The sequence below is a fragment of the Richelia intracellularis HH01 genome (genome assembly GCF_000350105.1).
GTDB lineage: Bacteria > Cyanobacteriota > Cyanobacteriia > Cyanobacteriales > Nostocaceae > Richelia > Richelia intracellularis.
This window is the reverse complement of sequence record NZ_CAIY01000036.1, coordinates 25,163-33,139: the sequence shown is the minus strand read 5'-3', so window position 1 is coordinate 33,139 and position 7,977 is coordinate 25,163. Positions and strand designations below refer to the sequence as shown.

Genomic DNA, 7,977 nt, shown 5'->3' with positions numbered 1-7,977 from the left:
AAAAAAAACTAAAACTGCATAAGAAATAAGGGCGACTTCTTGATAGATTTCCCGGAGAAAATATATTAATACTATCTATACATTTTTTATAAATTTTTCTGCACTAATAAATCTTTCTACTCCAGATAGTTCTTTATTAATAACAGCATCAATAGCGACAATTGATTCCTGATTAGCTTTATTCTCCCAATAAAAATTAAGCTGATTTACTTTCAGAATTCTAGAAAATAATACTAGGGGATCTACTAAGTCAATTTCCAAATAAATACTGGCAATTTTCGTAGAATTATTTTCTTGACAATTCTTCTTAATAGATAACAAAAACTGGCATAGCTCTTTATGGTATACAAAAAAATCATTAGCATATTGTGAAACTGTCATGGATCTCAACAAATTAGTTAATTTTTTTGAAGTTATCTTTCTAAAGAGTGATAAATCAAGGTCATATTTTTACAGTTAACATAAACTGGTACTTTTTCAGCAGAACCTAGAAGTCTATGCTGCTTTACCAGATTAGCTAACCCTAATGAATATACATCACTTGCTAGTTAGACTTATGGAAAATAGGAATGAAGAAGTACTTGTTGAATAGTATGCAGAGTTTTTGGTAGATATCTCATCTGATTTTTTAATTTCCGATATCGATAAATAGTCTGTTAAATAGGAGTTTAGGCAATTATATGCCCTGAGTAGGGCTTAACAAATCAAATAGGACTATTAGTGTTCTATTTACTACTAAAATTAAATAGCTGCCGAAGTAAAAAAATATTTTTCTTACTTCCGAATTATTTTTAATCTAATGGGTATATAAACAATTGTAAATGATAAACAAAAAACAAGTTTTACCTCTTAAAAAAAATTATGGTTTGGGGCTATCAAACTACCAATGTATAGTGTAGCTATTATGCCGAACTGGATTGGAACTACTATAGCTTTTGCAGAAACACAAAGGTTTGATTTGAGAATTTTTTTAACTTTTTTTTGCTGTCATCTCTATATTAGTATGGGAAAATTTTAGCAATGATGTTTTTGATGCAGAAACAGGTATTGATAAAAATAAACACCATTCTCTAGTAAACTTAACTAGTAATAAAAGATTAATATTTTGGTTGGGAAATATCTTTTTAGTCTTAGGTTTCCTAGGGATAACAATAATTGCTACTTGGCAAAAAGACATAACAATAGTTGGGATGATTACGCTATGTTGTCTTTTGGGCTACATCTATCAAGGTCCACCCTTTCGCCTAGGATATCGTGGTTTAGGAGAACTGTTATGCTTTTTTTCTTTTGCCATTGGAGTAACGACAGCATACTACAGTCAAACTCAAAGTTGGTCATTCACTAGTCTTGCTGCTGGGTTTATTGTTGGTATTTCTACTAGTATAATTCTATTTTGCTCTCACTTTCATCAGGTAGAAGATGATTTTGCTGCAGGAAAAATATCCCCAATTGTCCGTCTGGGAACTTATAAGAGTTCCCAGTTATTGTTTTGGATTGTTGGTAGCATTTATGGGTGTAATCTTGTATTTATATTGATAGGACTTTTTCCTATATGGACATTAATGAATATTTTGAGCTTACCTATTGCCTATAAATTATGTACTTATGTGCGGGAAAATCATAATTTACCAGAGAAAGTAAGTAACAGTAAATTTACTGCTGTGGCTTTAAATTTTTGGAGCAGTTTGTTCATAGGTGTAGGTTTTTTATTGAATTAGTAAATTTATGATTTTAGGTTTTATATCTTACCTAATGTAGGTTTATAAGCAAAAAAGTAAAAAATAGTTATTGCTTTTTCCATTTATCTTAATAAATTAATGGTTTATCAATTTGAGTTTCGCTCTTACAGGAGAAAATTTATTTTTCCTATAATTACTAGTTATGGAAGTTGGGAATTCCGTGAAGGTATAATTATTCAGCTTCGAGATACTATGAATAGAGTAAGTTGGGGGGAAATTGCTCCTATTAGTTGGTTCGGTTCTGAAACTTTAGATCAAGCTTTGGACTTTTGCCAACAAAGTCCAAAAGAAATTACTGCAGAGTATATTTACTCAATCCCAAATACTTTACCAGCTTGTCAGTTTGGTTTTGAATCAGCCTTGATCATGAAAGGAGAAGAAAAAAGGAATAATATTCTCTCTTTTTGTGGTTTGCTCCCCAGTGGAGAGGAAGTACTTAATGTTTGGAATACCCTCTGGAATAGAGGATATACAACTTTTAAATGGAAAATAGGGGTAAAGACGATTATCAGTGAGTTAGAGATTCTTCATGAATTGATACAACAGTTACCTACTTCAGCGAAATTGCGTTTAGATGCTAATGGAGGTTTGAGTGAAGAGCAGGCAGAATTATGGCTAGAAAATTGTGATTATATTAATAATTCTTCCCAATCATCTGCAATAATTGAATTTCTTGAACAGCCCCTAAAGGCAGACAAATTTGAATCTATTTTGAGGTTGAGTCTTAATTATCAAACTATGATTGCTTTAGATGAATCTGCGGCAACCTTAGACCAGTTGAGAGATTCTTATGAAAAAGGTTGGCAGGGTCTTTTCATTATTAAACCAGGAATTGCTGGATATCCTTCTCATTTGCATCAATTTTGTCAGCAAAATCAAATTGATGCTGTATTCTCATCAGTTATGGAAACAGCAATTGGCAGACAGGCCGCACTTGAACTTGCACGTAAATTAACAATTAAGTCAAGGGCTGTTGGCTTTGGCATTAACCATTGGTTTACTGAAGATCAAGAAAATTATCCACAACAACTATGGTAGAACTTTTAGCACATTTAGAATCTCTCAAAAATGTAAACTGGTTAACTGGGATTGATAGTCAGCAACTAAAGCAATTCACTTGGGAATATTATTTACAATTAACTACCTCTTTGAAAGACTTAAATCCGCCAAAAATCTTGTTAGCTGAATCAGAATCAGTTAGATTTTTAGCGGGTTTTATTGCTGCTTGTGCGGTGGGCTTTCCAGTGTTTATATGTAATCCTTATTGGCAAGAAGAAGAATGGAAACAAGTATTAACATTGGTACAACCAGATATTATTTGGGCATCAACAAAAATTCTAAATTTAAGATATAAAAAAATAGATAATAATAATAAAGAAAATAGTACAAATCATATTATGATCCCCACAGGTGGCTCTTCTGGTAAAATCAAATTTACCATCCATACATGGGAAACACTAATGGCATCAGTAAGGGGATTTACAACATATTTGAATCTACATCAGGTAAATTCCTTTTGCGTTTTACCCATTTATCATATAAGTGGTTTAATGCAATTCATACGTTCTTTAATAACAAGAGGTCAATTTGTAATTACCTCTTTTAGAGAATTATCATCAGGTCATATAAATGATTTAGATATTACAGAATTTTGTTTATCCTTAGTTCCTACTCAACTACATATACTCCTACAAAAATCTACATCAACGAATTGGTTATCAAAATTCAAAATAGTATTTTTAGGTGGTGCACCTGCTTGGGATGAATTGCTAGAATCTGCAAGGTATCACAAAATTAGACTTGCACCTACTTATGGAATGACTGAGACAGCATCACAAATTGCCACTCTCAAACCAGATGATTTTCTTGAGGGAAAGACAAATGATGGGCAAGTTCTCCCACATGCTAAAGTGACAATCTATGATGATTTTGGCAATCAATTAGGAACAAACAAAACTGGAAATATTCATATTATATCTAAATCCTTATGCCTTGGTTATTACACTAGTCCTTCTGATCATTGTTCACTTACAGTTGATGACTTAGGCTTTTTTGATGAAGAAGGGTATTTGCATGTTGTTGGTCGTAATAGCAACAAAATCATTACAGGTGGTGAGAATGTATATCCTAGAGAGATAGAATCGTTAATTTTTGAAACTCATTTAGTTATGGATATTTGTGTTATTGGAATTTCAGATAAATATTGGGGACAAGCAGTTACAGCAATTTATGTTCCAGGCAGAAATGTACAAGATCATACACAAATTCTATTAGCTCTTAAAGATAAAGTTAGCAAATATAAAATTCCTAAATATTGGATTATTGTTGATAGCATTCCTCGTAATGATAAGGGTAAAATCAACTATCAAATGATAGAAGAAATGGCTCTTAATACTATTAACAAGCTTGACTAAAAAATGGAGATACCATAGGAAGTAAATAGTGTTAAGCTTCTTATTTGCTCTTTAACTATTAAAAAATAAATACCCTACAAGTTCAATTTAAACAAGGATTAGTTTAACTATTTAGCTTTAGATATAAGGATGCATTTTAGAATAGACTTTGGAGTTTGAAGATACCCTCTTGAAGATGATTATAACTTGAGATATAGTTCAAAAAAATATGCACTTTATTAACAAGATTCCAGAAACTTAAATATATATTGTACAATAAGGACTATGAATTACTGCTCGTACATTTTAGAATTTTGTGCATATATAACTATAATCATAGCAAAGTAATCAATACATATAATATCCATAACTTTATAAACTCATCTGAGATTCAGATAAAAAGTATTATTAGAGTATTCCTAATCTTTGAGGAATGAGGTAATTTTTTAGCTACAAAATTACCTCATATTGACTATTGAAAATAATTATCTTATAAAGATTTATCATCCCTATATATGGAAATGATTTTGATTACATTACTAAGTCAATATAATGATTATTGATTGATACTTTTTAACATAATGAGATTAGTTAAAAGTTGATTTTATTTTGTTAAAATAACCTATAGTATTTGCAATAATAGTCATAAATATATCTTTACAAATAATAATTAAGCCTATCATAATAGATTTAGAATTAGAAATAAGACCATTATTTTCTGGATGACAGATAAGACCTCATTAAAGTAATCATTTTGGATAATTCCAAAATGATTACTTTAATGAAAAATTAGGAAAATATTAAGCAATATAAAAGTCTGACTATCATACTAATATGAGGTGTTTAAAGCTTTTAAAAAATAGAACTAAAGGGTATATGTAAAATCCTTTACTAGCATTCCAGGAACTAAACTACCTCCTAGTTGACGACTTTCATAAGTATCAACTTCGGGGATAAATTCTTGGAAGTTTGTTAAATCGAGCAAATTTTTGCCCCAAAAACAGTATAGGCTTTCATCAAAACGTAGGTTTTCAATAGGAGCAACTATTTTCCCACTTTCAACCCAAAAACAAGCATAGCGAGTCATACCTGTAATTCTCCCCGTAGAGCAATCACTCCAGTTAAGGTAGTGTAAATTTGATATATACAAACCTGTATCTAACTGAGGTAAAATCTCTTCTGAAGTTAAAGTACCCGGACTAATTTCTGGACTACGTAAAGTTTCAGAAGCGTTGGCACCATTGGGAATTTTGCCGTATTCTTTGGCAGTTCTAGAATTAGCTAGGGTGTTAACTAAAACCCCTTTTTCAATTATAGGTAATTCTGGGGCAGCAATTTCTCCCCATTGATTAAAACGAGGTACTAAACCTAGGTTCAAATTTTCTTTGACATAAAATATGGGAGATAAAGCTTTTTCCTGATGGTAAAGTTCGGCCAGTGAACTGTTTCCTTGCTGAATATCTGCTTCACTAATTCCCTTCCAAGAAAGCATCATTAATAGTTCGGATACTGCTGCAGGAGCGAGATACGTTCTATACTTTCCCCGAGGAACTTTTCTGGTAGAAGTACATAGTAATTGCAATTGTCTTTTTGAATCTGCGATTTTCTTCCTATAAGTATCTTGATGCCATCGACTACCAAAAAAATTACCTTTAACAGCCTGTCCTTCTAAGTTAAAAATTGAATAGTCTAAGGTAAAAGAATCACTAGCAAACCAGTGTTTCTGGCCACAGGAATCAGCATAACCTCTAGTAGTTACTCCCCCAGCATAAATGCCAGTAAAGTCTAATTCTTCAACTTCTGAAAGAATACTATAGACTAGGGAGTCTTCCGATAACAACTCCCCTGGATACAATTCATGACTATTATTATTATTATTTCCTACGGGTAGGACTAAGTAGGGGTCCAGTGGTAAGTATGATATTTCCTGGCGTAACTCTTGTAGAGCTTGATATAACTGTTTCCAATCCAGTTCAAAATTCCCTACAAAGGGAAAGCGACGGTAATTACTACGCTGGTTGTACATTAATTTAAGCTCAATCCAACCATCGATAACACAGCCTATTTGCCTAACTCGAGCATGGTTGAATCGAGTAAATTGGCTTTGTTCCCAACTAAGTTTGAAGGTGAAGTACTCATCTTGTTGTTTCTTTTCCACTAGGATTTCGGCCAGTTGATTAAAGCTGACTTCTAAAGCTGATATTTTGTCGTTATTCATTGTTTAATTGTAATAATAGGGAAAGTACAACACCCTAGAATTCCGTAGGCTTTTTTATCAAGGAAATATAGATTAAAGGCAAGGTTTGATATGACAAAATTCTACGATTCCATATTGCCACCACCAAAAACCTCAATATTGGTAAATAAACAAATTGGGGAACCATGACCTACCCAAATTGCCTGGTTAGGTTCTCCCTTACCACAGAAGGGTGTACCATATATTTTATATGTAGAAGAGTTACCAATTTCACTTAAACTATGCCAAAACTGGGGGGTAGTAGCGCGGTAGTTAGGATCACGCAAGGTTTTAGTAAATTTGCCATTTTCAATTAATTTGCCATATTCACAACCAAATTGGAATTTGTAACGGCGATCATCAATGGACCAAGAACGGTTGGATTCCATATAGATTCCATATTCTACATCCGCAATTATCTCCTCTAGAGATGCTGTTCCTGGTTCTAAGTTCAAATTTGCCATACGGTCAATTGGTGGTCGATTCCAAGAACATGCACGGGCACAAGCTACTCCAGGAAGATTTGCACGTTTTTGACTTTCCAGACTTCCTAAACCCCTTATTAATTTACCCCCTTTTATTAAATATTCTTTTTTTGCTAATGCTCCCGTATCATCAAAGCTGTAGCTGGCCAGTTCTCCTAAGATAGTCGGGTCAAAAGTCACATCCATCAATGGAGAACCATATTTTAGAGTGCCAAAATCTTCCTTGGTGATGAAACTACCCCCAGCATAGTTACGTTCATCCCCCAAAATACGATCAATTTCTAGCGGGTGCCCCACGCTTTCATGGATTTGTAACATCATCTGATCAGGAGCAAGTAGCAGATTTGTATTAGCATGAGGACATTGTCTAGCATCAAGTAATTCTATAGACTGCTTACCAATTTCCTCTATGCGATGCCACATGTAATCCTGTTTGAAAAGTTCTAACCCTCCTTGATAGGAATTGGCTTGCCATCCATTATTAGTACGTCGCTGGACAATTTGCCCTTCTTGGGATGTTGCTGCATAGTGTGTTCCAATTAGTATAAACTTTTGATATACTTCTGAACCATTACTGCTGACAAACCATATCTGCTTTTCACTAATGTCAGCATTGGCAGCAGTATGGACTATCTTGTCAGATACCTTCAGGGTATGACAAATACGTATTAACAAATCATTCATTTCCCCCGAGTTGATAGAATCTAACGTCTCTAGAAAAGGAGAAATATATTGTCCAATTGTTTTAGGGCGCTCACTCTTGGTCAAGAAGGGATATATCCACCATTTTCGATTAGTAGTTGCCTGTTTATATGCTTGATTTGCAGCCGCTTGTAAACTTGATAATGCTAAGGAATTAGTCGCTGCATAGCCTAAACAGCCATCAACTAATACTTCTACCATTGCTCCCAGAGACCTTGTTTTACCATTATTGACTGGTAAACCATCTCGGACATGATGATTGGATACAGTTTCTTTTACTGACCTAATACCAACCCAATCGGCAGGAATATCAAACTGAGTAATCGCTTCTGTTAATTTAGACCACATAATGTTGCTATCAGGGGAGATTAAAAAGTCAATATTTCCATCATAAAATCTATCTTAATTCAGCTATATAACCA

Annotated in this window: 5 protein-coding genes and 1 pseudogene; 3 read left to right on the top strand and 3 right to left on the bottom strand. The window is 33.4% G+C overall.

The genetic code is table 11. From position 1 onward, the window contains the following. Positions 1-75 precede the first annotated feature (75 nt). Entirely contained in the window at positions 76-381 is a 306-nt protein-coding gene (locus tag RINTHH_RS04360; RefSeq protein ID WP_044304615.1) for a hypothetical protein, read from the bottom strand. Between the two features lie 505 nt (positions 382-886). Between RINTHH_RS04360 and menA the strand changes: the two are divergent. The 3 genes and pseudogenes from menA (at position 887) to RINTHH_RS04345 (ending at position 4,153) form a co-directional block, all read left to right on the top strand. Beyond that, positions 887-1,718, top strand: a pseudogene (gene menA / locus RINTHH_RS04355) (2-carboxy-1,4-naphthoquinone phytyltransferase). Between the two features lie 99 nt (positions 1,719-1,817). Beyond that, on the top strand, positions 1,818-2,777 hold the full coding sequence (locus RINTHH_RS04350) for an o-succinylbenzoate synthase (protein WP_008233335.1): 960 nt from the start codon (positions 1,818-1,820) through the stop codon (positions 2,775-2,777). Then, positions 2,771-4,153 carry a 2-succinylbenzoate--CoA ligase gene (locus tag RINTHH_RS04345; RefSeq protein ID WP_008233333.1) on the top strand — a complete coding sequence of 461 codons (1,383 nt, stop codon included), beginning with the start codon at positions 2,771-2,773 and terminating at the stop codon, positions 4,151-4,153. Before RINTHH_RS04350 ends, RINTHH_RS04345 begins: the two co-directional genes overlap by 7 nt. 844 nt (positions 4,154-4,997) lie before the next feature. Here the strand turns inward: RINTHH_RS04345 and RINTHH_RS04340 are convergent. Both RINTHH_RS04340 and RINTHH_RS04335 read right to left on the bottom strand, forming a co-directional pair. Next, positions 4,998-6,350 (bottom strand): TldD/PmbA family protein, encoded by a 1,353-nt coding sequence (locus RINTHH_RS04340; protein WP_008233331.1) that lies wholly within the window; start codon positions 6,348-6,350, stop codon positions 4,998-5,000. Positions 6,351-6,451: 101 nt separating this feature from the next. Next, entirely contained in the window at positions 6,452-7,903 is a 1,452-nt protein-coding gene (locus RINTHH_RS04335) for a TldD/PmbA family protein (RefSeq protein WP_008233330.1), read from the bottom strand. Positions 7,904-7,977 lie beyond the last annotated feature (74 nt).

Coding starts and splice junctions, on each gene's coding strand:
- RINTHH_RS04360 (WP_044304615.1), bottom strand. CDS start 381: ATGACAGTTTCACAATATGCTAATGATTTTTTTGTATACCATAAAGAG.
- RINTHH_RS04350 (WP_008233335.1), top strand. CDS start 1,818: ATGGTTTATCAATTTGAGTTTCGCTCTTACAGGAGAAAATTTATTTTT.
- RINTHH_RS04345 (WP_008233333.1), top strand. CDS start 2,771: ATGGTAGAACTTTTAGCACATTTAGAATCTCTCAAAAATGTAAACTGG.
- RINTHH_RS04340 (WP_008233331.1), bottom strand. CDS start 6,350: ATGAATAACGACAAAATATCAGCTTTAGAAGTCAGCTTTAATCAACTG.
- RINTHH_RS04335 (WP_008233330.1), bottom strand. CDS start 7,903: ATGTGGTCTAAATTAACAGAAGCGATTACTCAGTTTGATATTCCTGCC.